Source organism: Streptomyces sp. Tu 2975, assembly GCF_009832925.1.
Taxonomy (GTDB): Bacteria; Actinomycetota; Actinomycetes; order Streptomycetales; family Streptomycetaceae; genus Streptomyces.
On the sequence record NZ_CP047140.1, the window covers coordinates 733,425 to 758,382 of the forward strand.

General features: G+C 70.5%; 20 protein-coding genes and 3 pseudogenes. 12 read left to right on the plus strand and 11 right to left on the minus strand.

Annotated features, from left to right (window positions below; all coding sequences use genetic code 11):
- Positions 1-2 precede the first annotated feature (2 nt).
- Positions 3-2,093: a multicopper oxidase family protein gene (locus GLX30_RS03140; RefSeq protein ID WP_159683238.1), complete on the minus strand. Its 2,091-nt coding sequence runs from the start codon at positions 2,091-2,093 to the stop codon at positions 3-5.
- Between the two features lie 294 nt (positions 2,094-2,387).
- Between GLX30_RS03140 and GLX30_RS03145 the strand changes: the two genes are divergently transcribed.
- Both GLX30_RS03145 and GLX30_RS03150 read left to right on the plus strand, forming a co-directional pair.
- On the plus strand, positions 2,388-3,578 hold the full coding sequence (locus GLX30_RS03145) for a histidine kinase (RefSeq protein WP_159683241.1): 1,191 nt from the start codon (positions 2,388-2,390) through the stop codon (positions 3,576-3,578).
- Positions 3,575-4,258, plus strand: a complete 684-nt coding sequence (locus GLX30_RS03150; protein WP_159683243.1) for a response regulator transcription factor — start codon at positions 3,575-3,577, stop codon at positions 4,256-4,258. Before GLX30_RS03145 ends, GLX30_RS03150 begins: the two co-directional genes overlap by 4 nt.
- 55 nt (positions 4,259-4,313) lie before the next feature.
- Here the strand turns inward: GLX30_RS03150 and GLX30_RS03155 are convergent.
- A pseudogene (locus GLX30_RS03155) lies at positions 4,314-4,908 on the minus strand (hypothetical protein); the annotation flags it as partial.
- Between the two features lie 147 nt (positions 4,909-5,055).
- Between GLX30_RS03155 and GLX30_RS03160 the strand changes: the two are divergent.
- Positions 5,056-5,682, plus strand: a complete 627-nt coding sequence (locus GLX30_RS03160; protein ID WP_159683246.1) for a TetR/AcrR family transcriptional regulator — start codon at positions 5,056-5,058, stop codon at positions 5,680-5,682.
- A gap of 28 nt (positions 5,683-5,710) precedes the next feature.
- The gene (locus GLX30_RS03165; RefSeq protein WP_159683249.1) at positions 5,711-7,369 is read left to right on the plus strand and encodes an acyl-CoA dehydrogenase family protein; all 1,659 of its coding nucleotides are present in this window, start codon (positions 5,711-5,713) and stop codon (positions 7,367-7,369) included.
- A 309-nt stretch (positions 7,370-7,678) separates the two neighbouring features.
- Here the strand turns inward: GLX30_RS03165 and GLX30_RS03170 are convergent.
- A pseudogene (locus GLX30_RS03170) lies at positions 7,679-8,496 on the minus strand (Gfo/Idh/MocA family oxidoreductase).
- 98 nt (positions 8,497-8,594) lie between these two features.
- Positions 8,595-9,764 (minus strand): ROK family protein, encoded by a 1,170-nt coding sequence (locus GLX30_RS03175; RefSeq protein ID WP_244257979.1) that lies wholly within the window; start codon positions 9,762-9,764, stop codon positions 8,595-8,597.
- 371 nt (positions 9,765-10,135) lie between these two features.
- Between GLX30_RS03175 and GLX30_RS03180 the strand changes: the two genes are divergently transcribed.
- From GLX30_RS03180 to GLX30_RS03195, 4 genes are all read left to right on the plus strand, one after another.
- A complete protein-coding gene (locus GLX30_RS03180) occupies positions 10,136-11,059 on the plus strand; it encodes a TauD/TfdA family dioxygenase (protein ID WP_159683254.1) in 924 nt (307 codons plus the stop codon).
- Between the two features lie 254 nt (positions 11,060-11,313).
- Positions 11,314-12,651, plus strand: coding sequence for an MFS transporter (locus GLX30_RS03185; RefSeq protein ID WP_244257980.1), 1,338 nt, complete (start codon positions 11,314-11,316; stop codon positions 12,649-12,651).
- An 88-nt stretch (positions 12,652-12,739) separates the two neighbouring features.
- Positions 12,740-14,452: an aldehyde dehydrogenase family protein gene (locus GLX30_RS03190; protein ID WP_159683260.1), complete on the plus strand. Its 1,713-nt coding sequence runs from the start codon at positions 12,740-12,742 to the stop codon at positions 14,450-14,452.
- A 78-nt stretch (positions 14,453-14,530) separates the two neighbouring features.
- A complete protein-coding gene (locus GLX30_RS03195; protein ID WP_159683263.1) occupies positions 14,531-16,015 on the plus strand; it encodes a long-chain fatty acid--CoA ligase in 1,485 nt (494 codons plus the stop codon).
- A gap of 77 nt (positions 16,016-16,092) precedes the next feature.
- Here GLX30_RS03195 and GLX30_RS03200 read toward each other — a convergent pair whose 3' ends face one another.
- Positions 16,093-16,299, minus strand: a complete 207-nt coding sequence (locus tag GLX30_RS03200) for a hypothetical protein (RefSeq protein WP_159683266.1) — start codon at positions 16,297-16,299, stop codon at positions 16,093-16,095.
- Positions 16,300-16,552: 253 nt separating this feature from the next.
- Here GLX30_RS03200 and GLX30_RS03205 point away from each other — a divergent pair, with 253 nt between their 5' ends.
- Positions 16,553-17,044 (plus strand): SRPBCC family protein, encoded by a 492-nt coding sequence (locus GLX30_RS03205; RefSeq protein ID WP_159683269.1) that lies wholly within the window; start codon positions 16,553-16,555, stop codon positions 17,042-17,044.
- Positions 17,045-17,314: 270 nt separating this feature from the next.
- On the opposite strand, the gene GLX30_RS03210 is transcribed toward GLX30_RS03205, so the two are convergent.
- The gene (locus GLX30_RS03210; RefSeq protein WP_159683272.1) at positions 17,315-17,542 is read right to left on the minus strand and encodes a hypothetical protein; all 228 of its coding nucleotides are present in this window, start codon (positions 17,540-17,542) and stop codon (positions 17,315-17,317) included.
- 274 nt (positions 17,543-17,816) lie between these two features.
- On the opposite strand from GLX30_RS03210, the pseudogene GLX30_RS34940 reads away from it, so the two are divergent.
- The 3 genes and pseudogenes from GLX30_RS34940 to GLX30_RS03225 all read left to right on the plus strand — a co-directional run.
- Positions 17,817-17,918 (plus strand): annotated as a pseudogene (locus tag GLX30_RS34940) (TetR family transcriptional regulator); the annotation flags it as partial.
- 231 nt (positions 17,919-18,149) lie between these two features.
- Positions 18,150-18,734 (plus strand): DinB family protein, encoded by a 585-nt coding sequence (locus GLX30_RS03220; RefSeq protein WP_159683275.1) that lies wholly within the window; start codon positions 18,150-18,152, stop codon positions 18,732-18,734.
- 244 nt (positions 18,735-18,978) lie between these two features.
- The gene (locus GLX30_RS03225; protein ID WP_159694831.1) at positions 18,979-19,911 is read left to right on the plus strand and encodes an alpha/beta fold hydrolase; all 933 of its coding nucleotides are present in this window, start codon (positions 18,979-18,981) and stop codon (positions 19,909-19,911) included.
- Between the two features lie 82 nt (positions 19,912-19,993).
- On the opposite strand, the gene GLX30_RS03230 is transcribed toward GLX30_RS03225, so the two are convergent.
- The 5 genes from GLX30_RS03230 to GLX30_RS03250 form a co-directional block, all read right to left on the minus strand.
- Positions 19,994-21,409 carry an FG-GAP-like repeat-containing protein gene (locus tag GLX30_RS03230; protein ID WP_159683278.1) on the minus strand — a complete coding sequence of 472 codons (1,416 nt, stop codon included), beginning with the start codon at positions 21,407-21,409 and terminating at the stop codon, positions 19,994-19,996.
- Positions 21,406-22,224 carry a hypothetical protein gene (locus tag GLX30_RS03235; RefSeq protein WP_159683281.1) on the minus strand — a complete coding sequence of 273 codons (819 nt, stop codon included), beginning with the start codon at positions 22,222-22,224 and terminating at the stop codon, positions 21,406-21,408. The genes GLX30_RS03230 and GLX30_RS03235 overlap by 4 nt, the downstream gene beginning before the upstream one ends.
- A 416-nt stretch (positions 22,225-22,640) precedes the next feature.
- Positions 22,641-23,360, minus strand: coding sequence for a GDSL-type esterase/lipase family protein (locus GLX30_RS03240; protein WP_159683284.1), 720 nt, complete (start codon positions 23,358-23,360; stop codon positions 22,641-22,643).
- Positions 23,357-23,830, minus strand: coding sequence for a cupin domain-containing protein (locus GLX30_RS03245; protein ID WP_159683287.1), 474 nt, complete (start codon positions 23,828-23,830; stop codon positions 23,357-23,359). Before GLX30_RS03245 ends, GLX30_RS03240 begins: the two co-directional genes overlap by 4 nt.
- An 83-nt stretch (positions 23,831-23,913) precedes the next feature.
- Positions 23,914-24,750, minus strand: a complete 837-nt coding sequence (locus GLX30_RS03250) for a helix-turn-helix domain-containing protein (RefSeq protein WP_208545347.1) — start codon at positions 24,748-24,750, stop codon at positions 23,914-23,916.
- Positions 24,751-24,958 lie beyond the last annotated feature (208 nt).

Consider the following 24,958-nt stretch of genomic DNA (forward strand, 5'->3'; position numbering starts at 1 on the left):
CCTCACTCGGGCTTGTTGCCGACGGGGCCGCCGATCTCGTACGGCGTGGTGACGTTGTCGTACGCGAGGTGCATGACCATGCCGAGCTTGCTGTGCCAGAAGTTGTGGCAGTGGTCCATCCAGATGCCGGGATTGTCGGCCTTGAAGGCGACCTGGACCTCCTCGCCCGGCCGGACGAGCACGGTGTCCTGCCAGATCGGGCTGCCGGAGGCGCGCTTGCCGTTCTTGCTCAGCACCAGCATGTGGTGGCCGTGCAGATGCATCGGATGGTCCTCGTTCCCGCGGTTGATGAAGGTGGTGCGGGCCAGGTCACCTTCCTTGATCATCAGCATGGGGGTGTCCGGGAAGACCTTGCCGTTGATGGTCTGCTTCAGCCCGAAGCTGCCGTTGTAGAAGCCCAGCCACTCGTCGAAGACGAGCTTGTAGTCGCGGTCGAAGTCGCTGTCCGGGCCGAGTTCCGTCCTCTTCGGGCTGCCGTAGCTGTACGGATCGAATTCGGGGCCGCTCAGATCCGCCTTCAACTTCCCCTTGCCGTCCGGCGAGTACACGATGCCCGCGTCCGGCGCGCTGCCGTATGTCACCCGCACCGGGCCGTCGGGCATGGTGAATTCGACGTCCATCCGGTTGCCGCCGCCGAGCACCAGCTTCTTGCCCTTGAGCGCGGTCGGCTTGTACACGTCCGTGCCGTCCAGGGCAGTGACCTTGTACGGGACGCCGTCGATGGCGAACTCGCGGGTGCTGCCGCTGGTGTTGGTGAGCCGTATCCGCACCTTCTCGCCCGGCTCGGCGCGGCGCCGCTCCAGCTCGTCCAAGGCGCCGATCGCGGGCACCGTGCCCTTGTCGGTCTGCCAGTCGTGGGCGAGGACGCTGACGTCCTTGTCCACCGGCCGTGGCTGCGTCTTCGGCTCGATGATCAGGGCGCCGAAGAGTCCGCGGTCGACCTGCTCGGAAGCCGCCTGGTGGGAGTGGTACCAGCGGGTGCCGGACTCCTCCACGCGGAAGCGGTAGGTGAAGGACTGGCCGGGCAGCACCGCGTCCTGGGTGGCGCCGGCCACGCCGTCCTCGCCGTTGGGGACGTCGACGCCGTGCCAGTGGATGGTGACGGGGGTCATGCCCGGCAGTTCGTTGCGCAGCTTGATCTCGACGAGATCACCCTCGGTGACCCGCAGTGGGGGCCCGGGGACCTGGCCGTTGTACGTCCAGGCGTCGACCGTCTTCCCGGAGGCCAGCTTCACCTTCTTGGCCTGTGCGGTGAGGGAGAAGCGTCGGTCCGGCGTACCACTTGTGGGACCGCGCAGTGTGTCGACGGAGACCTCGTCGGCGCCGCCGGTCATGTGGTGGCCGCCGGCCATGTCGTGGTGCGGCCCGGCGACACCGCCGCCCCAGTCGGCCTCACCCTTCATCATCGAGAAGGTGTGCGGAAGCCGGCTGCCGGCGATCCCGTAATTGACCAGCCCCACCACGGTGCCGAGCACCACCACGGCCGTACCCAGCCGGACCGCCAGTGCCCGTCGCCGGGGGATCTCACGGCCGGTGAGCAGGCGCTGTAGTCGCGCGTCGGCCCGCCGGACCAGCAGCCCGGCGACTGCGGCGGTGATCAACCCGTACGCGCCGAGACTGATCCAGAACGACCGGTCCGGTGGCAGGAACATCTGCGCGAAGCAGCCGAGGCCGCCGAAGGCCGCGAGCCGGGGCGGCACGACATGGCGCGGGGACCGGGCGCGCGACTGCTCCTCCAGCGGCACCGGCGCATCCGGGTCGGGCAGCCGCACCCGGGCGGCGGATGCTAGCCACGGCACCGTCCAGACGGTGGTGGCGATCACGGCCGGGAGCAGCATGACGAAGGTGGTGAACAGCCGCCGGTCGCCGACGAACACCCACCCGTGGAGGGCAAGCAGCCCGTACACGACGAGCCTGGCCGCGGTGAGCAGCAGGGCGACGCACACCAGCACCAGCGCGATACGGGACATCCGCCGCATGCGGCCGGCGGTGCGGCGGCCTGGCTGCAGGCCCGTCGTGACGGCGGCGATCAGCCAGGCGGGGAGCAGGACGATGCCCAGTGCGAGCTCGACTCCGGCTGCGGCGACGTACATGGCCGTCACCCCCGGCCCTGCGACCGTCGGGCCGCGGTCGACGGCGGCTGTGGTGGGTGTCTGCGCGGCCGGCGGAGGTCGCGGGCGAACTGGTCGCCGAGGACCCAAAGGCGGCGGCGCCCTGCTGTGGTGGATTCGGTGATCTCAGGCATGCCGTCAGCGTGGCGATCACCGCACCGGCCGGGCATCCGCCGATCCTCGCTCTCTTCCTCGGCGGAAAGTTGCAGGCCGGGCAATGCCGCGTACAACTATCGATCGACGCCTGCCCTCCCGCACCGCGGCTAGCCTGCAGCCATGACATGGCACAGTCGCCTCACCAACCACCGGGAACGCTTGCGCCCGGTGGAGGGCGCCCTCGTGGCGCTGGCCCTCGCCGCGACCACGGCCACCAGCGACGGGATTTCCGCGAGGTTCGACTACCTTCCCGCACACCCGCCGCTCTTCGTGGCGATCCCGGTCGGGCTGCTCGTCGGCCTCGCGGCATGGTTCCGCCACCGCCGTCCCGTGCTGCTTCTGCTGGCCGCGCTCGGCGCCTATGTGGTGCTGTCGGCCTGGTTCGCCGTGGTGTTCGCGCAGTACACCCTGGCCGACCGCGCCGCCTCCTGGCGCCGGGTCGCCGTCGCCTCCACGGTCGCCGTCACGGTGGTCGCTCCGCCGATCTGGCGGGGCGGCGGCTTTGACGCAGCGATCATGAGCGTGGGCATCTGCGTCTTCCCGGCCCTGCTCGGCCTGTACACGGGCGCCCGCCGCCGCCTCATGGCCGAGCTCCGGGAGCGCGCCGAGCGGGCCGAGCGCGAACAGCAGCAGCGGGTGCTGCAGGCCCGCAGCGACGAGCGCGCCCAGATCGCCCGGGACATGCACGACGTCGTCACCCACCGGGTAGCCCTGATGGTGCTGCACGCGACCGCGCTCGAGGCGACCAAGGGCGCGTCCGCCGTCGACATCGGCAAGCAGATCGGCGCCATCGGCCGCGAGGCGCTGACCGAGCTCCGCTCGCTGGTGGAGGTCCTGCACACCGAATCCGAGGCCCCGCTCGCCCCGCAGCCCGGCCTGGCCGAGCTGGAGACCCTGATCGCCGACTCCCGCAGCCTGGGGACGCCGGTCACCCTGGAGCTGACCGGAGAGCACGGCGCCACCCGCCCACCCGAGCTGCCGGCCCTGATCGAGCACGCCGTCTACCGGGTGGTGCAGGAGGCCCTGACCAACGTCCACAAGCACGCCGCCGACGCCGAGACCCGCGTCCGAGTCCACTGCACACGCCGACTGCTGTACCTCACGGTGATCAACCACCACCGTGTCGGCGGCAACCCCTCCGGTCTGCCCAGCGGCGGCCACGGCCTGCTCGGCATCGCCGAACGGATTCGGCTCGTCGGCGGCGAACTCACCGCGGGCCCGACCCCGGACGGCGGCTTCGAGATCGCCGCCGAGATCCCGCTGGACGACGTACCCCAGAAGCAGCCCACCCACATGGAAGCCACGCGATGAGCGAGTCGACGACCCGGGTCCTGATCGTGGACGACGAATGGATGGTGCGCTCCATGCTCAGCACCATCATGGCGTCCGCCCCCGACATCGAAGTGGTGGGCGAGGCATCTGACGGCAATACGGCGGTGTCGATGGCCGCCGCGCTGGAGCCGGACGTCGTCCTGATGGACATCAGGATGCCCCGCTCCGACGGTCTGACCGCCACAGAGCGCCTCACCCGCTCGCCCCGCCCGCCGCGCGTCGTCGTGCTGACCACCTTCGACCTGGACGAATACGTCCAGACAGCGCTACGTCACGGGGCCGTCGGGTTCCTGCTGAAGGACGCCACCGCGGATGACATGATCGCTGCGGTGCGCAGCGCGGCCCGCGGCGACGCGATGCTCTCGCCGAAGGTGACCCGCCGCCTCATCCGCCGCTTCACGGAGGACGACGACGGCCCCTCCGCCGAGCGGCAGCGCCGCCGCTCCGAGGCCCGCAGCCGCCTGGAGGTCCTGACGGAAAAGGAGCGCGAGGTCCTGATCGCCCTGAGCGGCGGCCTCTCCAATACCGACATCGCCGCGGCCCTGCACGTGAGCGAGGCCACCGCAAAGACCCACATCAGCCGGATCCTGTCGAAGCTCTCCCTCACCAACCGCGTCCAGGCGGCGATCCTGGCGCACCATGCGGGGCTCGTGGACTAGGGACTTCTTCGCCATCCATCGATAGCGGTGTCCCCGGCGGGCTCTTTGGTTTTCGTCACACAATTCCAACAGCCGCCGGAGGTACCTCTGAACCGCCCGGGTTTGATGGAGACGTCAAAGACCCGGAAGGATGCCGAGCGGGCTGTCGCTGGCGTACCAGGTGTCCCCGCATTCCGGGCAGCGGAACCGGGGCCACGGGTGCCTCCGGCCCTCGATCAGAGCCCGGTATGCCTCCAGCAACACCGGTTTCCTGGGCCGTTCCTACTCGGACCCCGACTCCCGCCAGGCCCAATTGGGCGCCCTGACGCGGGACCGGACGGCAACGACCGTCTCGCCCCACTGTTGGTGCGGGCGGCCGACGACGGCGACATCGAGGATGTCCGGTGGCCGCCAGCGCACCTTCCACCTCCTGCGACGCCACGTTCTCCCCGCCTGTGATGATCACGTCCTTGATCCGGTCCACGATCGTGACGAAGCCGTCCTCGTCGGTCTGGCCGAGGTCGCCGCTGCGGTACCAGTCGCCGACGAACACCTCGGCTGTGGCCTCCGCGTTGTCGAGGTACCCGACCATCCGGGTGTCCGAGCGCAGCCAGATCTCGCCCGTGCGCCCCGGCCGCGGCGTCGGCGCCGTCTGGTCGGACGACCCGCAGCGCCGGTCTCCGTGGACCAGGGCCTCCTCGCGGCCGGCTGAGCGAACGACGCTGCCCCTCAGGGCACAGAGGTGCACACGTTCTCCAGGTTCCGAGCCGGTGACACCGGCCTTGTCGGGAAACTATGAATGATGGTTCACTTCTTTCATGGCCTACCGCAAGACCCCAGCCGAAATTCGCCGTCTGGAAGCCGCCCGGGAACACCTCGTCGCCCGTGCCACCGAGGTCGTCGCCGAGGCGGGCTGGGCGCATGCCTCCGTATCGGCGGTCGCCGAGGCGGCCGGCATCTCGGCCGGCTCGGTCTACCAGCACTTCGCGTCCAAGACGGCACTCGCCGTCGAGGTGTTCCGGCGCGCGGCGGGGCGCGAGGTGGAGGTGCTCGGCGAGGTGCTGCACGGCTCCGGGACCCCGGTCGAACGCCTCGTCGCCGGCGTCCGGGTGTTCGCCGGCCGTGCCCTGGAGAACCGTGGTCTTGCCTACGCACTGCTCGCCGCCCCGGCCGAGCCGGCGGTCGGCGCCGAACGCCTCGACTTCCGGCTCCGCTATCGCGCCCTGTTCGCCGATGTGGTCGGCGAGGGGATGGCGGACGGACTCCTGCCACCCCAGAACGCGGTAGTCACGGCCGCCGCCCTCACGGGCGCGATCGGTGAGGTCCTGGTCGCGCCGCTCGACACGCCGGAGGACGCCGACACCGACATGCTCCTCGCCGAACTCACCGCCATGACACTGCGTTGCGCGGGGGCCGCACGCGCGGCCGCATCCCCGCAACCGTGACCCGACCCACCGCCCGGAGGGAAAGCCCATGACCGCATCCACCGCACCACACAGCAACCCGACAGCCGCCACGCACGACGTGACCAACCAACCCCCACCGCTGACCGGTCACGACGTCGCCGACGACCCGGTGCTGATCGAGGGCGTGTGCCGCGAAGGCGCCGAATGGCATCTCGACGACCTGCACCGCTTCGGGCGGTTCGCCGGCAGCGAGGAAGCTCAGCACTGGGCGGACCAGGCGAATCGCGTCGAGCCCGTACTGCGTACCCATGACCGCTACGGCAACCGCATCGACGAGGTCGAGTTCCACCCCGCGTACCACTCGCTGATGGACGCCTCGGTGAGCGCGGGCATCGCTGGCGCCGCCTGGGCCGACGAGCGTCCCGGGGCTCATGTGGCACGCGCCGCGAGTTTCATGATCGCCACCACCGTCGAGCAGGGCCACCTCTGCCCGGTCTCCATGACGTACGCCGTCGTCCCGGCCCTGCGTTCGACGCCCGAACTCGCCAAGGTGTACGAGCCGCTGCTCACCAGCCGCGTCTACGACCCGGGTCTGCGCACACCCGCCGGAAAGCGCGGCCTGCTCGCCGGCATGGGGATGACGGAGAAGCAGGGCGGCACCGATGTCCGCGCCAATACCACCACCGCTACGGAGCAGGCCGACGGCACCTGGCGGCTGCGGGGCCACAAGTGGTTCACCAGCGCGCCCATGAACGACCTCTTCCTGGTGCTCGCTCAGGCCCCCGGTGGTCTGTCCTGCTTCCTGGTGCCGCGCGTGCTGCCCGACGGCAGCCGCAACACCTTCCGTATCCAGCGCCTCAAGGACAAGCTCGGCAACCGCTCCAACGCCAGCAGCGAACCCGAGTTCGACGACACGGTGGCCTGGCTCGTGGGGGCCGAGGGCAAGGGCGTGCGCACCATCATCGACATGGTCACCATGACCCGCCTCGACTGCGTGCTCGGCTCCGCCGCCGGCATCCGCGCCGCGCTCGCCCAGGCCGCGCATCACGTGCGCCACCGGGCGGTATTCGGGGCCAAATTGATCGACCAGCCGCTGATGCGCAACGTCATCGCCGACCTGAGCCTCGAGTCGGAAGCCGCCACCACCCTCGCCCTGCGCCTGGCAGGTGCCGCCGACCGGGCACAGCGCGGCGACGCACAGGAGCGTGCCTTTTTGAGGCTCGCGACCGCTGTCGGCAAGTACTGGGTGTGCAAGCGCCAGCCCGTCGCGGTCGCCGAGGCGCTGGAATGCCTCGGCGGGAACGGCTACGACGAGGCGTCCGGTATGCCGCGCCTCTACCGGGAGGCCCCGCTGAACGGCATCTGGGAGGGCTCAGGCAACGTCAATGCCCTCGACATGCTGCGCGCCCTCACCCGCGAGCCCGATTCCCTCGACGCCTTCCACACCGAGATAGAGGCGGCCACCGGCGCCGACAGCCGTCTGGACGCGGCCTGGCACGAACTGAAGGGCGACCTCGTCCTCACCGAGGACGCTCCGCTGCGGGCCCGCCGCCTCATCGAACGCGCTGCGCTGGTCCTGCAGGGCTCCTTGCTCGTCCGCCACGCCCCGGCAGCCGTCGCGGACGCGTTCTGCGCGTCCCGCCTCGCAGGGGACCAGGGCCTGGCCTTCGGCACGCTGCCTGCCGGGACCGACTTCGCTGCCTTGCTGGAGCGGCTCCCCCGCTGAGTACCGGCCGGGTCCTGACCGGGTGATCCCGCCGGTGCCGCTGCGCGACTCCCCACGGATGTCCGCAGCGGCACAAGGGGCCGCTGCGAGAGAGGGCCAGCGACCGGATCCGACCCCCGGTACGAGCGGCGTTCACGCCGGAGCCCCGACCTCCGCTTTCTGACGGCCGGTCCGTGCGGCTGCGACCGGCCGTCACCATGACGAAGATGTACCGGCGATCACTGTCCAGCCAGGTGAGACCGATCGACGACTGGGACACCATCTGGGCGGCCACGGAACAGGTCCCGGTCATGTCGGGGAGCTGATGCCTCACCCGCCGTCGAGGACCCCCGCCATCAACTCCTGGAGCCGCAGGCCGCGGCGCGCGTCCACCTCGGTCGGCCGTCCCGAGCGGACCGCTTGGGCGAACTCCCGTCGCAACACCGGCCAGCACTCCTCGTGGTCGATGCCGGCCGTGTCGTACACGAGCTCGTCCCCGTTGCCGAACAGTTTGATTTGCGTCCGGGCGCGCGGCAGGCGGACGGAGCCGGAAAGGGAGGCTTGGCTGATCGCGCCGTTGGTGTGCTCACAGGTCAGCTCGATCCACCTCCTCGGGTCACCGGCGGCACGTATGTGGGCGATCGGCCCCACCGCCACGTCGAGGAGGTCGAGCAAGTGAGGGCCGAGGTCCAGCAGCGCCCCGTGTTCCAGGCGCCAGGAGGTGGCGAACTCGCCGCCGAGGAAAGCACCGTGGAGATAGCAGGACCGGGCACCGGTCACCTCCAGCCTCGCGGCCAGTTGCAGGAACCGGCGGGTCTGGGGGTGGTAGCGCTTGGTCAGCACCAATTGGGAGACGACCCCCGCCTCGGCGACGGCGTCGGCGACCATCCGGGCAGTGGCGAGGTCCGGGCCCAGTGGCTTCTCCAGCAGTACGGCCCTTCCGGCTCGCGCCGCGATCGGAGCCAGCTCCGCCTGTACCGCCGGCGTACGGCGAAGGCCACCGCCTCGCATCGTTCGAGCAGGTCGGGGAAGGATGCTGCCGCCACCGAGCCGTGGGAGGGCGCCAGTTCTTCCGCGGCCGTCGTACGGCGCGCCCATACGGCGGCGAGTTCGGTCTCCGGGCCGGTCGCGAGCATCCGGGCATGCATCGCCCGCGCCCACGGCCCGGCGCCCACCAGGCCGATTCGTACCGGCCTGGTGGTCCAGGCGGCTCCGTCCGCGGGGGCGGAGCCCGGCAGCAGGTTGGTCACGGTGTCCCTCCGAGTTCTGCGAGACGGGCATCGGCCCGGTCGGGCGCGTACAAGTGCTCCACGACCATCGCGGCTGCGCCGGCGAGGTCGGCGCGGTCACCCAGTGTGGAGGTGACCACTTGCAGGTGGGCGGTGGTGCGGGGCATGGCCCGCTGGTAGAGGAGTTCGCGCACTCCGGTGACGAACGGCGTGGAGGCGAGGTCGCCGGCGATCACGAGCACGCCCGGGTTGAGCAGCGTGACGACGGTGACCAGAACTTCGCCGACGCGCTTGCCGGCCTCCCGGGCGAGCCGTACGGCCTCGGGCTGCCCGGCCGCCAGATGTTCGCGGACTCCGGGTCCGGAAGCGGTGGGCAGGCCTCCGGCGGTGAGTTGGGCGGCGAGCGCCCCACCGCCGGCGACCGCGCCGAGGCAGCCGTAGGAACCGCAGCCGCACAGCGCGTCGTGCCGGTCGTGGAGCCGGATGTGGCCGATGTCGCCGGCGCCTCCGTCGATGCCGCGGTAGATGTTGCCGCCGATCACCACACCGGCTCCGATGCCGGTGGACGCCTTGACCAGGACGAAGGCTTTGCAGTCAGGAAAGCTGTGGCGCTGCTCCCCGTAGGCCATGAGATCGGCGTCGTTGTCCACCAGTACCGGGAGGCCGCCCACGACGGCTCCGCCGACATGGGTGGCGAATGCTTCGCGGAATCGCTCCGCGATCGGGAAGCGGTCCCAGCGGGGCATGAGCGGGGGCTGGACCACCTGCCCGATCTCGAAGTCGACCGGGCCGGCCACCGAGAGACCGACGCCGCACACCTCCTCCGGGGCGAGGCCCGCCTTGGCCGGCAGAGGGCCGAATCCACGCGCCAGTTGGTCCAGTACGACCTCGGGCCCGTCTTCCAGGACCAGCGGCGCGGTGTCCTCAGCGAGCACGTTGCCCGCCAGGTCGAGGACGGCCGAGCGCGCGTGGCGCGGCTCCAGGTCGGCGGCGAGCACGACGGCGTGCGACACGTCGAACTCCAACCGCGGGCGCCGGGCACAGCGGCGGCGAGGGTCAGCACGACCGTCCCGAGCGAAACGGCCGCGGAGTCGGCCAGCATCCCCAGCATGTCCTGGCCGCCCTCCGCGGTGGACCGCAGGACGTTCCGGTATGTCTCGAGGGTGAAGTCCTTGGCGGACACCCAAAGGTCTCGTCGGCACCGGACGTCGCGGATGCGCCCCTTCACCGAGGGTCGGCGAGGGGAACCGCCGTACGCCTCGTCGGTGGTGCCGTTGGGTGACCGGATGAATCGGGGTCGGCTCATCCCCGCGATCACGCCGGCGTCGGCCTCACTCCGGCGGTCGGCGCCGGGTCTCACCCCACTCCTCGTTGCTTAGGCGTCCCGGGCAACTGCTGCTCGCCGGTGACTGCCCCGGGTCCGCGGTGGATGTTTCTTCCTGACTGGGGGCGGGTTCCTCCCGGGTCCGGAAATTGATGTGCGCAGACCCTTGCCGTGACGCGGCTCAATATCGATACTTCCGGTAACGAAATCTGGTCGCTACCGCGGAGGAACCTCATGGCAACGCCCGTCACGGACCCGAAGCCGGTCCTCGACAAGCCCCTGCTGCACTATGGGCGCCGCGCTCTGGAGCGCATGGCGCCGGGCACGCCCCAGCCCGAGTACAAGCTTCTGGAGATCTCGCCGCTCACCCCGCACATCGGGGCCGAGCTCGGCGGGGTCGACCTCAGCCGGCCGATCAGCGACGAGCTCGCCGCCGAGCTGCGGCAGGCGCTGCTGGAGTGGAAGGTGGTCTACTTCCGCGACCAGCACGGGTTCACCCACGACAACCACGTCGCGCTCGCGGGAGTGTGGGGCGAGCCCGAGGTGAACCCGTTCTTCCCCAAGAGCGAGACGGTTGGTGTCTCGCGGCTGGCCAAGGATGCCATGGCCGTCGGACAGGAGAACATCTGGCACAGCGACCACTCCTTCATGGCCGCTCCCGCCCTGGGTTCCGTGCTGCGCGCGGTCGAGGTGCCGCCCGCCGGCGGCGATACCATGTGGGCGGACATGGGCGCTGCCTACGACAACCTCTCCGAGGACATGAAGGCCCGCATCGAGGGGCTCACCGCGGTACACGACTGGGTGCCCAGCTGGGGCGCGACGATGACCGAGGAGCAGATCGCCCACTTCCGGCAGACCCTGGAACCTGTGGAGCACCCGGTGGTCGTCCGCCACCCGGTGTCCGGCCGGAAGACGCTCTACGTCAACGAGCCCTTCACCACGCGGATCGTCGGCCTGCCGGAGGAGGAGAACCGCGAGCTGCTCGACACGCTCGTCCTGCAGGCCCGTATCCCCGAGTACCAGGTCCGCTTCCACTGGCAGCCCGACTCCATCGCGATCTGGGACAACATCGCGGTCCAGCACTACGCGATCAACGACTACTTCCCGCTCCCCCGGGTCATGGAACGCATCGCGGTCGCGGGCGTGCCGCTCTCCTGAACCACAGGGCCCGTTCCGAACACTCCCTGTGTGCCGCGGCCGTCGGGTGGCGCGGTCCGAGCCGCATCGCTCCCCGCCCCGCCCGGTGTCGCCGCCCGTCCGCGCACCGTACCGCCCTCACTCGCCGTACCACCCGGCGCCGCTGTGCCGGCCGGGCGCATCCCGGCCATCCGTAGCGCCCCGTTCCCCAGGGGCGCCGGATGTGCCGCGCCCGTACGCACACGCGCCTGTCATCCTCATCTCCGGAGGTACCCGTGACTGCCGCCGACACCCCGGCCAGACAACTCGCCCAGGCCAACCAGGCAGTTCACGACCCCGGCGCCCGCGCCTGGATCGTCACCGGCCTGCTGGTGGTCTTCATGATGATCAACTTCGCCGACAAGGCCGTTTTCGGTCTCGCGGCGGACGAGATCCGGGCCGATCTCGGCCTGTCCGCCACCGACTTCGGACTGGCGAACAGTGCCTTCTTCCTGCTGTTCTCGGTGGCCGCTGTCGCGGTGGGGATGCTGGCCGACCGCGTGCCCCTGAAGTGGCTGCTGCTGACCATGGCCCTCCTGTGGTCGGTGGCCCAAGTGCCTGCCGCCCTCGGCGGTGGTCTGGCCGTGCTGATCGGCACCAGGATCGTGCTCGGCGCCGCCGAGGGTCCCGCGTTCCCCGTTGCCCAGCAGGCCGCACTGTCCTGGTTCCCCGACCACAAGCGCAATCTGCCCGGGGCGCTGGTCACCCTCGGCGTCACTCTGGGCGTGATCACCGCGGCGCCCGGTCTGACCTGGGTCATCACCAACCATGGCTGGCGTTCCGCCCTCTGGGTGGTCGCGTCCGTGGGTCTGGTGTGGGCCGTGGCGTGGTTCGTGTTCGGTGCCGACGGCCGTTACCGCGACGCCGGCTCCGCCACCCCGGCCGAGGGCTCCGCGGCCACGTACGCCGACTCCCCGGCCACGTCCGCCGACTCCCCGGGGTGGCCCGCCTACCGGCGGATCTTCACCAGCCGCACCTGGACGGGCGCCACCATCGCCTACTTCACCAGCTACTGGGCCGTGGCGCTGATGCTCGTCTGGCTGCCGTCCTACCTGAAGAACGGTCTCGACCACTCCTCCGCCACCGCCGGCACGCTGGTGGCCGTCCCTTGGGCGGTCGGTGCCGTGACGCTGCTCGGCCAGGCCGCGCTCACCGGGTGGCTCATGCGCCGTGGGGTGGCCAGCCGTTGGGCGCGCGGCAGGGTCGGCGCCGGGCTGCTGTTCCTCGGTGCGCTGTGCTTCCTCGTCATGCCCCTCGTGGACGGAACCGGGCCGAAGACAGCGCTGCTCGTCGCCGGCCTCGGCATCAGCGGTTCCTTCGCGACCGTCGCGATCACCACCGTCGCCGAGCTCGCCCCGCCCGCACGACGCGGCGGTGCCCTCGGCACGATGAATGCCGTGGTGACCACCGCGGGCCTGATCGCACCGACCGTGGTCGGCCGCATGGTCGACAGCCAGGGGGACGGGGGCTATCAGAACGCAGTCGTGGCCTCCGCGGTCCTGCTTCTGCTCGGCGCCGTCGCCGCCTGCACGCTGATCGACCCGGCCCGCGACAAGGCGCGTACCGGCGCCTGACGAACCGACCCGCCCGGGGCGCGCCGAGCCGTCCCGGGCCCCAACCCCCGCCGTCCCCCAACGCCCTCCGAGGTCCAAGGAGCCGATCATGACCGAACTCGCCCTCGACACCGAGCCGCTGGACCGTGCCGTCGCCGAACTGCGCGACGGAGCCCACTCCTGGACCGCCACACCCCTCGCCGAACGGATCGCGCTGCTGGAGCGGATGCTGCCACGGATCGCCGACGGCGCCGAGGACATGGTCGAGGCGGCCGCCCGCGCCAAGGGATACGGTGCCGACTCCCCGTGGGCGGCCGAGGACTGGACCGGTGCCCCGTGGGCGCTGGCCCAGACCACGAGCGCCTATCTGCGGGTACTGCGCCGGATCGCGGCGGGCAAGGAGCCGCTCGACGCCGGCGCCGTACACGAGCGGGACGGCCGCACCCTCGTCGACGTCTTCCCGGCCGCCGGCTGGGACACCCTGCTGCTGAACGGCTTCACCGCACAAGTGTGGACCCGGCCCGGCACCACCGCGGAACAGGTGAGGGAGCGGGCCGCCGGCGAGTACCGCGACCGGCCCGGCAGCCCCGCCGTCGCTCTGGTTCTGGGTGCGGGCAACGTCGCGGCCATCACCGCGCTGGACATCCTGCACAAGCTCTACGTCGACGGCCAGGTCGTCATCGCCAAGATGAATCCGGTCAACGCCTACCTCCGCCCCCACTTCGAAGCAGTCTTCGCCGAGTTCACCGAGCGGGGCTGGGTGCGCTTCGTCGACGGCGGCGCCGCCGAGGGCGCCCACCTCGCCGCCCACGACGGCGTGGACACCATTCATGTCACCGGCAGCGACCGCACCCACGACGCCATCGTCTGGGGCACCGATGAGCAGGCCGCCGTCCGCCGCGAGGCCGACACCCCGCTCAACGGCAAGCCGTTCAGCAGCGAGCTGGGCGGCGTCAGCCCCTGCATCGTGGTGCCGGGGCCGTGGAGCGAGGCGGACTACCGTTTCCAGGCCGAGCACATCGTCACCAGCAAGATGAACAACTCCGGCCACAACTGCGTCGCCAGCCAGATCGTGGTTCTGCCCCGCGCCTGGGACGGAACCGAGCGGCTGCTGGCCCAGATCCGCCGGGTGCTGGGCGAACTTCCCGCCCGCTCCGACTACTATCCGGGAGCCGACCAGCGCCTGGGCGCCGTGCTCGAGGCCCACCCGGAGGCCGAGGCCCACGGCGACGGCGCATGCCGGATCCTGGTCCCGGACGTGGCCAGGGGCGACATGATGCTCGAGGCAGAGGTCTTCGCCAGTGCCCTGGGCGTCGTACGGCTCGCCGGCGACACCCCCGACGCCTTCCTCCGCGAGGCCGCCGACTTCGCCAACGACAAGCTCCCCGGCACCCTCGGCGCGACCCTCTTGGTGCACCCCAAGACCGAGAAGACCCACCGCGCCGCGGTCGACGCGGCCGTCGCCGACCTGCGCTACGGCACCCTCGGCGTCAACTGCTGGTCCGCGATCGGCTTCCTGCTCGGCTACACCCCCTGGGGCGCCTACCCCGGCCACACCCGCCAGGACATCGGCAGCGGCATCGGCTTCGTCCACAACGCATTCATGCTCGCGGACGAGGACATCGAGAAGACTGTGCTGCGCGCGCCCTTCGCGCCCGCCCCGCGCGGCCTGTTCACCGGCTCCCCGTCGCTGTCTCCGCGCCCGCCCTACTTCGTCACCAACCGCACCGCCGTGGCCACCCTCGAGCGGGTCACCCGCTTCACGGCCGCGCCGGGTGTCGCGAAGCTCCCCGCCATCTTCGCCTCCGCGCTGCGCGGCTGACGTCCCATCCGTGCCACAGCCCGCCGCCGGTCGTCCGGCCCCGTCCGAACCACCCCCGCTGAAGGGAACCCTCCTCCCGTGAACATCGCCGACTTCCTCAGCCGCAGCGCGGCCGAACACGGCCCAAGAACCGCCATCGAGCTCGGCGACCGATCGCTGACCTACACCGAGCTCGACGCCCTCGCCGGCCGTACCGCCGCGCTGCTCACCGCACGAGGCGTCGAGCCCGGCGACCGGGTCGGCGTCATGCTGCCCAACCTGCTCGAGTTCCCGGTCCTGTACTACGGCGCGCTGCGCGCAGGTGCCGTGGTCGTCCCGATGAACCCGCTGCTGAAGTCCCGCGAGATCGCCCACTACCTCGGGGACTCCGGCGCGATGCTGCTCTTCGCCTACGAGCCGGTCGCCGACGAGGCCGCCGTCGGCAAGGAGGCCGCGGGCACGGACACCGAGATCGTCCCGGTCACCGCCGGCTCGCTCACCGAGCTGCTCGCCGACCACCCAGACCCCGTCACCACGACGGTCGGGGCGGACGAGGACACCGCCGTCATCCTCTACACCTCCGGCACCACCGGCCTGCCCAAGGGCGCCGAGCTCACCCACAGCAATCTCGGCCGCAACGTCGGGATCGCCACAGGACCACTGTTCCACCTCACCGCGCAGGACGTGGTGCTGGGTTGCCTGCCGCTGTTCCACGCGTTCGGCCAGAACGTCGCCATGAACACCACCGTCAGCGTCGGTGCCTGCCTCACCCTGCTCCCGCGCTTCGAGCCCGCCCTCGCGCTGGCGACCGTCCAGCAGCGGCAGGTCACCATGTTCGCGGGCGTGCCGACCATGTACGCGGCCATGCTGGGGGTGCACGCCCAGCAGCCCGACGCGTACGACGCCCCCACCCTGCGGCTTTGCGTCTCCGGCGGCGCATCGCTGCCCGTCGAGGTACTGCACGGCTTCGAGAAGGCCTTCGGCTGCCCCGTCCTGGAGGGCTTCGGCATGTCCGAGACCTCCCCCATCGCCACCTTCAACCACCCGGACCGCCCCCGCAAGGCCGGCTCGATCGGCACCCCGATCGAGGGCGTCGAGGTCAAGCTCACCGACGTCAAAGACGGCATCGGCGAGATCTGCGTCCGCGGCCACAACATCATGAAGGGCTACTGGAACCGCCCGGACGCCACTGCCGACACCATCAAGGACGGCTGGCTGCACACCGGCGACCTCGGCCGTGTCGACGAGGACGGCTACTTCTACATCGTCGACCGCAAGAAGGACCTCGTCATCCGCGGCGGCTACAACGTCTACCCGCGCGAGATCGAGGAAGTGCTGTACGAGCACCCCGACGTCGCCGAGGCCGCGGTGATCGGGCTGCCGCACGACACCCTCGGCGAGGAGATCGCCGCCGCGGTCGCGCTGCGCCCCGGTGCGCAGACGACGCCCGAGGCGCTGAAGGAGTTCGTCAAGGGCCAGCTCGCCTCGTACAAGTACCCGCGGGAGATCTGGCTCGTGGACGCGCTCCCCAAGGGCGCCACAGGCAAGATCCTCAAGCGGGAGATCGCGGCCACCCGCCCCTGACGGCCGACGAAGCCGCGTGCCCGGCCCCCAGGACCTCGGGGTGCCGGGCACACAGCGTCCGTGGGCCACCCCGCGGATCAGCGCACCTCGTACGCCCGGACCATGGTCTGGCTCACCCGCGCCCCGTGCCCGTCGGCGAGGGTGACGCGCAGGTGCACGAACGTGCCCGCAGGAGCGTCGTCCGGGAGTTGCGCCTGCCACCCGCCACCCCTCCGCACGACACGCGCCTCGTGCCAGTCGGTTACGGCGTCGACGGCGGTCCGGTCACCGTAGGCGTACTGCACGCGCGCGGCTTTTCGACTTCTCGAACTCGGCCGGCCGAGAAGGTGAAGTTCTGGGCCGGCCACGGGGAGTGGTTCTGCGCGCGGGAGTGAGCAGGGCTGCTCGGCGTACAGGGCCGACAGGCAGAGGCAACGGAGCTACACGCCCCGTACCTCGCTACCCGGTACTTTACCGGACACAGAATGCAGTGCCCTCAGCCGAGGAGCACGACGAGCAGTACAAAAGCACGTTGTCCCGAAGGAAATGATGCGCACCATGAAATACACCGTCTCCATCGAGATCGCCCAGCCGCGGGAGAAGGTGGTCCAGCTGCTCGCCGACCCGGCACACCTGCCGAAATGGCTGCGGGGCCTGGTGCTGCACGAGCCGCTGAGTGGGGAGCACGGGCAGCCCGGCACCAAGTCGCGGGTCGTGATGCAGATGGGCCGGCAGAAGATCGAGTGCACCGAGACCATCACGCGCCGGGAACCGGCAGACCTGCGCGAGATCCCGAAAACGAGCGTCGTCCACTTCGACCGCGAGATCGTCGGCGAGGGCATGTGGAGCGCCGTGCGCGACCGGCTGACCGAAGCCGGCCCGGAAACGACGCTCTGGGAGAGCGAGAACGAGTACCGGTTCAGCGGCTTTCTGATGAAGCTGGTGGGACTTCTGATGCCCGGCGCCTTCCGCAAGCAGTCACAACAGCACATGCAGGACTTCAAGGCGTTCGCCGAGCAGGGAAAGGACGTCCGCGAGGCGACGGACTGATCTGCCGTGGCTGGTCGGGCGTCTGACGGCGTGGCGTGTTGATCTTCCCTTCGTTCGTAGATGACCGCTGGGGCAAGCTGCACCGGCGCTGTCTGGAGATGACCGTTGCCGAAGGCGGCGAGGCCGGCGCGGCGGTGCGCGAACCGCTCCGCAGCCAGACATCGGTCCGGAGTGGCTGGCGATCCGGGCCGGGCTCACCCGGCCGGGCCGGCCTCTGCAGCTCAGCCTGCCTCGGGGCCGCGAGCCACCAAGCGCTCGCCCAGACCTGGTTCAGCGGCGGCTGTCTCCGGGCGCGAGCAGACTCGTCACCTCGGCGATCGCCTCGGCGGACGGCTTCAAGGACCGCCGGTCGATGGCTTCGAACAGCGGCAGCACCTCTTGGGCGGCCACGACGCCCAGGAGCGGAACGGCCGCGGCGACAGCCGCCTGAGGTGCGGCCGTGCCCCAGGCCTGGCTCCACCCGGCGCGGACGCCGCAGACAACCGAACCGGATGTCACCCGATCAGGGTGGCTCCGGCCCTGCCGCTCGCCCATGGGGCCAATGACGGCGGGCTTCCCCTGCTGGGGCCGGAGATTGCCGCCGATGCGGCTGTCGTGGCGGACGCGCTCGTCATCGCGGACTGGGTCGGTCAGGAGATCGGACTCGATCTCACCGCCGAGTTGCATGAGGCGTGCGCGCGCGCCGACCGCGACGCGCTGGAGTCGCTGGCACGGACGGAAGGAGGAGTGCCGGCACGAGCTGCGTTGCGTGTTCTGGAACCGCAGACTCCTCTCTCCCCTGACCTGCATCGACGGACTGGTCTTCGACCGACTGGTGAACGGCGGCGAAGTACAGCGAGAGGCCCTCGAAGGACTGGTCGATGCCGCGCTGCGTCAGGCCCAGGCGTTCTGGTCCCGCTCGAACCAGCTGGAAGCCTCAGCTGCTCCACCGCCTACGAACCTCATTCTGGAACGATCAGTTGGAGGTCGTCTCACGCGGCAGGTTTCGCGAGCTACTGGTAGCAGGTCAGACGGCGGCCATGGCCAGGCCTCGGCTCTGCCAGTCGTGGCGGACCCACGTACGGGATCTTGAGACCACGAACAGCCCATGGCAGGCTCATGCCGCATGATCGATGAATTCGCGAAAGACAACCTGCATGGGCGACTTCGGCGGGACCGCACAGCGTTGCTCTGGAAACTCGACGGCTTGTCCGAGTACGACGCCCGCCGACCTTTGACAGCGACCGGGACCAACCTCCTCGGCCTGGTCAAACACGTGGCCACCGTCGAGGCCAGGTACTTCGGCGAGGTCTTCGACCGCCCTTCCCCGGAACCGCTGCCCCGGTGGCAGGACTCCGACGGCAGCGATCAGTGGGCGACCGAGGACGAGACCCGTGATCAGATCATCGGATTCTACCGGCGCACGTGGGAACACTCGGACGCGACGATCAACGAGCTTCCCCTCGACGCCCCCGGCCACGTGCCGTGGTGGCCAGAGCCTGACCCCAACACGAACCTGTTCGCCATCCTGGTCCATGTCCTCGGCGAGTCCAACCGGCATGCCGGGCACGCCGATATCCTGCGCGAGGGCCTCGACGGCCGAACCGGGGTGCGCCCCGAACACGAGAAGCAGATCGACGAGGAAGCCCGTGCAGCCTACTGCGCGAAGATCGAGCAGGCCGCCAGGTCGGCCGCACCGATCAAGGCTTAGAGCCTCCTGGCTCCTGACCGAGCTGCGAGTTGCTCCTTACGGAGGGCTCGGGTAGCTGAGCGCTGCCGGGGCACGCAGGATGAGCACCGGGCCTGCGAACGACGTGACCCGGCCCGCGCCCGAGCAGACGGACGACGGTGCTGTTCCAACCCCGGCTGAGGAGTTCGCGGGCTTGCCCTTTGTGACCATGATGGAGGATGGACGGTTCCTGATGGTTGACGTACCTGCCATGCCGCGCGCTGCGATGAGATCGGCGGCTGCTGCGGAGCCGTGTCAATGGGGCAGCTCCCCCGGCGTCCATCCGATCACCCTGGATGCGGGTGGCATCTCCTTGTCCGGCCTGTGCAGTGAACCAGCCCAGGAGACTCCACGTGCAGTGATCATCGCTTTGCACGGTGGTGGTATGAACGCCGGGTATTTCGACGGACAGGCGCATCCGGACGTGTCCTTATTGGCGCTGGGCGCGCGCCTGGGCTACACGGTGCTGGCGCTGGACCGTCCCGGCTATGGCGCCTCGGCCGCACACCTGCCCGAAGGGCAACGGCTGACCACGCAGGCAGCCACCGTGCGCTGCGCCGTCCAGGCGTTTACCGCACGCCGTGCACCTGGTGCAGGCACGTTCATGCTGGCGCATTCGTTCGGGGCGAAGGTGGCCTTCGCCGCCGTTGCCGACTGGGACACGGACCTGCTGGGCCTGGACGTCTCCGGGTGCGGGCGCCGACTGGCCGCGAGCACCAGCCTCACCGGCTCTGACCGTGGGGGGAGGGGGAGCCTGCGGCGACTGAACTGGGGGCCGCTGAGCTTGTATCCACCGGAGACATTCCGGGCAAGCCAGTCCGTGGTAGCGCCCATGCCTGCACGTGAGACCAGCACCGTGGCCGGCTGGTTGCGCCTCTCGGCTGCCATCCTGCCGCGCGTCCGCGTCCCCGTTCGGCTCACTTTCGCCGAACATGAAGCATGGTGGTGCCACGGCGAGAACGACCTCGCCGACCTGGCCGCGCTGCTGTCCGCCGCCCCGCGGATCGTCACCGACCGCCTGCCGCAGGCCGGCCACAACATCAGCCTCGGCTGGGCCGCCCGCGCCTACCACCTGAAGGCCCTCGCCTTCTTCGAAGAGTGCCTGACTGCCAAGGACACACAGCGGCAGGCGGACAGCAGCAAATCACGTTCACACTGACTCGAAGATCCATACGGGACGAGCCTTGGACCGGAGCGGTCGCGCGTATGCGCGTGGCCCGCTCCGGCCTCGGCCTCAGGTGTCAGAATCCGGTCTCGTAGTAGAGATCGTCCAGCAGCACGGCGTTGGCCTTCGCGCCTCTGAACGGCGCTCGCCAGTCGCCGGTGCCCGCGTAGAAGTACGACCCGGTGCTCGTTCCTTGTTTCAGCGCGAGCAGGTCGGGGCGGCCGTCGCCGTTGCCGTCACCGATGCCGATGAGGTCTTTGTACGTGTTCCAGCCCGCACCGATCTTCGTGCGGGTGGCGAAGGTGCCGTCGCCCTTGCCGAGGTAGAGCCAGAGGACACCGCCCTTGTCGCGTGCGACGAGGTCTCCGGCCGCTGCGCCGGCGAGGTTGCCCGCGGCGGTGAGCTGGTTGTAGATCCCCCAGCCGCCGCCGATCTTCTTCCGCGCGGAGAAGGGGGCCTTGACGTTGCCGGTACCGCTGTAGAGCCAGAGGACGCCGGACTTGTCGGTGGCCAGGACGTCGGCCCTGCCGTCGTCGGTCAGGTCGCTGCCGCCCGCGAGCTGGTCGTACACCTGCCAGCCGCCGCCGATCTTCGTCCGGGTCTGGAACGGCCTCGTTCCGAGGCCGGTGCCCTCGTAGAGCCAGAGCACACCGCTCCTGTCCCGGGCGATCGCGTCGCTCACCGACGTGCCCGCCACGTTCCCCACGGACTCCATCCGGTCGTACACCTGCCAGCCACCGCCGACGTTCCAGGCGCCCTCATGGACGACGTTGTCGCCCGCCGCCGACGGCTGCATGCCGACGCGCGCCAGACCACCCCGCGGGTCACGGACGAACACATCGGGAGTGCCGTTGTCGTCGTAGTCGTGCACGGCTACGGGACGGGTCACGGTGAACCGTCCGCTGGCCCGCAGCTCCGGGCCGATACCGTCGTCCGGCCGCGCGATGATCTCCCAGGTGTATTCACCGTTGAGGGCGGGGCGAGTGGAGTCGGGGCTCGACAGCTCCTTGCCGTTCCAGCGCATGCCGACCGTCCGCCGAGCCGGCGTTCCACCGTCGCTCACGAGCGGCCACTGCTTCCGCTGGCCGGTCCGTACGTGGACCAGCGTCGCCCACGCGTACGCGTCACCCCGGGACAGGTCCCAGTTCAGATCGACGCCCTTGGCGAGTTGCTCACCGCTGACCACGGTCGGGACCGAGCTGCCGAGAAGGGTCACGGCGGTCGCCTGACCGGTCGGCGCGACGAGCGTGGCGACCGGCTTCCCGTTCGTGCCGAGGGCGACCCGGTAGAGGCCCTCGCCCGTAGCCGGTGTGCCGCCCCGCACCATCAGGGAACCGTCCGGGGCTGGGGCGGAGGACGAAACGTGCGTAAGGAGCTCGACCGTCTCGCCGGTCCCCGCCGACACGGCGACCAAGGGCCTCGGGGGCGTGGGGTCCACGCCGCCGTACGCCCCCCCGCCCCACTCGATGGTGCGCGGCTCACCCAGCGTCACCCAGTCGCCGAGTAGCCGGAGTCATCGCCGTAGTAGGCCTTCGCCTCGAGCTGTTTCCGCTCCGCCGTCCCGTGGCGGGCGACATGGATCGTCCGGGTCGAGCCGTTCGCCTCGTGCCACGCCACATGGGTGTCGGAGACAGCGGCCTCGAACAAGCGCCAAGGATCGCCTTCCTGGACGTGCCCGGACACGGCAGTGGCCGTGGCGAGATCGACGACGACCTTGCCGCGGACCTCGTTCATCCCGAGCCCGCAGTCGAACACGGCGGTGTTCACGGTGTACGCGGTCTCGTTGAGGTCGCAGACACTCGACGGCATGCCGGTCACTACCCGGTCGGTCAGGGACCCGCCCTCGACGGTGAGGAGGTGGGGCAGCCAGCCTCCTTCAGGCTTCTCCAGCATGACGATCACAGTCGAGCCGATGGTGCCGGCGAACCAGTAGTCCGGGCCGAGTTCGGCGAGGTCCACCTCCACCGGCGCGGCCGACGGCACGGCCATGTCGTAGATCTTCAGGAACCGGCTGAGACTCACCGCATCGTCCCCCGTCACCACGATGTCCGAGGCTCCGCCGGTGACCGAGGCGGCGGCGGGAAGCACGGTCGACGTGCCGTCCGCGTACCGGGTCCAGCGGTACTCGGGGGTGCCGGCGTTGGTCCGGGACAGGAAGCCGGTGGTGCCGGCGCTGACGACCTCCGCGTTCAGCGGGAACCGTACCGTCGCCTCCTGCGGACTCGCGTCGGCAGCGATCGCCGGCACCGTGGCGGTGGTGCCCGTGCCGGTGGTACTCGTCGCGGCCGTGGCCGGGACGGCGGCCAAGGCCCCCCGGTGGCCGCGATAACGGTGGTGACGGCCAGGGCCGTCAGACGTCGACCGGGTCTGTGCGGTTGCTCGAGCTTCTGGGCGCGCGTGTGATTCACAATTGTCCTCCCCTAGAGCGCAGGACAGTAGCCGGTACGTTCGGCCCGCTCGCGCCCGGGGAGGCCTCTGCCGCCCGCGTGCTCCTGGGTGTGTGGTCAGCCTTTTTGCGGCCTCGGCGGTCTTGAGGCAAGTCCTGGTCGGCCCGGAGCCCAGGGGCTGACGCCGTTGGCGGGGCGGGCGCGGTGCCGGTCCCGCTCGGCGGCCACCTCGTCATCGCCGGTGCCGGCGTGCTCACCGCCGGCACCCTCGTCCGGCTCGCACGCCACCTCCACGTGCGGTGGATCGCGTCCAACTGGCCGCAGCGCCGGAACCAGCTACGTGCTGCGGGTCAGCAGACCGGTGTCGATGACCTCAGCGACAAGGGTGGCGCCGCGGCTGTTCTGGTGGACGTGGTCGGTCGTGAGCACGAGACCTCGGCGCCGCGAGATCGTGTCGAGACTGCGACGCAGCACAGCGTGCTGGACGAGGACGCCGACGCCCGCCGCGGGCGTCACCTCCCGGTACGGAATCGGCGGCGGGTCCGCTTGGCGCAGTTCCTCGATCTGGCGCTCGTGGAGCGGAAGGTAGGTCACCTCGTTGCCGGCGGCGACCTCGGCGATCATCCTGCTGTACGCCTGCGATGCCTGCGCCGCTGCTCCGTCGAGTTGTTGGCCGAGAACCGGCAGCGACAGCAGACCGATCCTCGCGTCGGTCTCCGCTCGCAGCCGTTCGACCACTGCTCCCAGGCACTGTTGGAACCAGCCGGCTGACGGGCGCTCGGGGAGCTGTTTGCGCTTCATGGCCTGCTCGACGGGGTAGCCGGCAAGGCTCGCTCGGGCGTCGTTGCTCCCGATCAGCACGGTGATCACGTCGGGCGGGTCCGCGACGACAGCATCGAGGCGCTGCAAGAGGTTGTAGGTGAAGTCACCGTTGGCGCCGAAGCGGGCAAGCTGCACGTCACCGGGAGGGTGGCGTCGTCCGAGAAGGTCCAGGTAGTCGACGCTGAGCTGCGCGCGGGTGAGACTGTCGCCGAGGCACGCGATGCGTGTCGTCACGGCGCTCCCGGGCCGGGCGTGCCGACGCGTTCGGCCGGGCGGGTGTCCGTCCGAGGACGGTGTTCGGTGTCGATGCCGGCGGTGACGGTCAGGATGGACGTCGGCCCCGCCGTGTCGACCGCGTGCCATATCCCGGCGGGGTTGATGGTGGCTTCGCCCGGCCCGAGCAGAACGCGGTCGGGCACCCCGTCGACGTCGCGGGTGACCGTCACTGATCCGCTGAGGCAAACGACGAGTTCGTCGCCGGCAGGGTGGTTCTCCCAATGGTCGCCGCGGCCGTCGCCGTCGCCGTCGAAGATCATCACCATCCGGCCCTCGGCGCCGTCTGCCGTGACAGCGGCGCTGTAGGCCTGGAGCACCTCCGGGTCCCAGGCGAAGCCCTCGACGGGTCTCGCTCTTGATCCCAGCCCGAGGTGCACGGGGGTGGTCCGCAGGTCGATGGCGTTGCGTTCGTGGTTGACGAGTCTCATGCTGACGATCGTCACGCGACAGCGATCGCGTGGTCTTGAAGGAATGGGAACAGACGCCGACACGATGGGCAGTCGGTCGGCGACTACCCGGTTCCGAGGAGGACTTCGCTGCGACGCCAGGCCGTCGGCGATCGGCCCGTGAACTCGCGCCAGTCCCGAACGAGATGGGCCTGGTCGGCGTAGCCGGAGATGGTCGCCACATCGGCCCACGCGGGCGGGTTCTGCGCCGTCGCCAGTTCGTGCGCGTGCTCGAAGCGCAGAACTCGGGCGAGGGTCTTCGGCGACAGGCCCAGTTCACCGCGAAACCTCTCGGTGAGGTGCCGACGGCTCCAGCCGAGTTCCGCGGCGACCGCACCGACCTGGACGCAGCCCCGCGCGGCGACGAGGCGGCGCCAGGCCTCGGCCACCTCGGGGCGCACCCTGCGCACAGGGTCGCCTCCGGCGCCACGGCCGACAGCTCGGAGGAGCAGTTCGTCCAGCGCGGTGAAGCGCGCCGCCCATGTCGTTGCCGCTCGGAGCCGGTCGACCAGCTCGACGCCGAGCGCTCCGAGAAGCTCGTCAAGCGGGACCAGCCGGTGGGCGAGCACAGCGGCGGGCATGCCGTAGATGGCCCGAGCCCCGAGCGGTGTCAGCGATACCTTCACACCTTGCTGGCGTCCGTCGTGGTGGATCGCGACGGACCGGCACATCAGACCGCCGGCCATGCTGCTGAATCGGGTGACCGGTGACCCGTCGTCAACGCCCGCCGCCACCTCGATGGGGTCTGACAGGCTGATCACCGCAGTGAGCACGCGGCTCGGCGGGCCGCAGTGCACCCCCGTGGGGAGCCCGCGGAGGTCGAAACCGCCGTACGAGTCGACGTACTGCCGCAAGGCGGGCGCCGGACGTGCACCGATCCCGGTGGCCATGTGGTCCTCCACTCTTCTCAGTGTACGGAACCGGCGAGGCGGGAGATCTCCGCCCGGGCTCGGGGGGCTGACGACCTGGACGTCGGTGCCGAACTGCAGCACGTGGCGGACCGCCTCCACGACGGGTGGACGCCCAGCACTCCTGATCTGGTCACTCGTCACGCTGACCCCGCATCACCCGTGGCGGCGAGGCAGCACCGACAGCTGGGAGAGGAAGACG

What these genes read in the sequence shown, in the direction of transcription:
- GLX30_RS03150 (WP_159683243.1), top strand. Translation starts at nt 3,575, where the DNA reads ATGAGCGAGTCGACGACCCGGGTCCTGATCGTGGACGACGAATGGATG.
- GLX30_RS03225 (WP_159694831.1), top strand. Translation starts at nt 18,979, where the DNA reads ATGAGATCGGCGGCTGCTGCGGAGCCGTGTCAATGGGGCAGCTCCCCC.
- GLX30_RS03245 (WP_159683287.1), bottom strand. Translation starts at nt 23,830, where the DNA reads ATGAGACTCGTCAACCACGAACGCAACGCCATCGACCTGCGGACCACC.
- GLX30_RS03160 (WP_159683246.1), top strand. Translation starts at nt 5,056, where the DNA reads ATGGCCTACCGCAAGACCCCAGCCGAAATTCGCCGTCTGGAAGCCGCC.
- GLX30_RS03220 (WP_159683275.1), top strand. Translation starts at nt 18,150, where the DNA reads ATGATCGATGAATTCGCGAAAGACAACCTGCATGGGCGACTTCGGCGG.
- GLX30_RS03180 (WP_159683254.1), top strand. Translation starts at nt 10,136, where the DNA reads ATGGCAACGCCCGTCACGGACCCGAAGCCGGTCCTCGACAAGCCCCTG.
- GLX30_RS03205 (WP_159683269.1), top strand. Translation starts at nt 16,553, where the DNA reads ATGAAATACACCGTCTCCATCGAGATCGCCCAGCCGCGGGAGAAGGTG.
- GLX30_RS03190 (WP_159683260.1), top strand. Translation starts at nt 12,740, where the DNA reads ATGACCGAACTCGCCCTCGACACCGAGCCGCTGGACCGTGCCGTCGCC.
- GLX30_RS03145 (WP_159683241.1), top strand. Translation starts at nt 2,388, where the DNA reads ATGACATGGCACAGTCGCCTCACCAACCACCGGGAACGCTTGCGCCCG.
- GLX30_RS03165 (WP_159683249.1), top strand. Translation starts at nt 5,711, where the DNA reads ATGACCGCATCCACCGCACCACACAGCAACCCGACAGCCGCCACGCAC.
- GLX30_RS03140 (WP_159683238.1), bottom strand. Translation starts at nt 2,093, where the DNA reads ATGTACGTCGCCGCAGCCGGAGTCGAGCTCGCACTGGGCATCGTCCTG.